Source organism: Pseudomonas sp. BP01, assembly GCF_022760795.1.
In the GTDB taxonomy this organism is placed as follows: Bacteria; Pseudomonadota; Gammaproteobacteria; order Pseudomonadales; family Pseudomonadaceae; genus Aquipseudomonas; species Aquipseudomonas putida_Q.
Genome location: NZ_JAFBKA010000087.1, coordinates 1 through 411, shown reverse-complemented (window position 1 = coordinate 411; position 411 = coordinate 1). Strand labels below are relative to the sequence as shown.

1 protein-coding gene is annotated in these 411 nt (G+C 52.8%); it reads right to left on the bottom strand.

Translation table 11 applies throughout. The features are described from left to right. Nucleotides 1–44 precede the first annotated feature (44 nt). Nucleotides 45–411, bottom strand: a 367-nt coding sequence (locus JOY50_RS28595) for a type II toxin-antitoxin system HigA family antitoxin (RefSeq protein ID WP_243056180.1), incomplete at its 5' end; no start/stop codon positions are given.

Genomic DNA, 411 nt, shown 5'->3' with positions numbered 1-411 from the left:
GCCAGACGGGGACCGATGCCCCCTTCGCCTGCTCTGTTCCCGAATCAGTCAACAAACATCGAGACCGGGATTTGAAATCGATTTGCCAGCGCCCGCATGTGATCGAGTGTCAGACTGCGTTCACCACTGAGGATCCGGCTGACGAGTGATTTTTTGCCTATCTCGTTTTCAAAATCGGACTGTGAAAGCCCGCGTTGCTGCAAAAGAACCCGCAGCAACGATACACCGTTTTTACCAGCTTCGATGCGCGTAAATTCCACCGCGTTATTTTCCCAGGCATCAATGCGGGCAGTCAGTATATCAACCAGCGGGCTGTCCGGGTCATGTTCCAGAAGATACTCAACGAGTTTACGTACATCTTCGTAATCTTTGCGGGACGAACTGCCACCCAGCAGAGGGACAATACTCGCC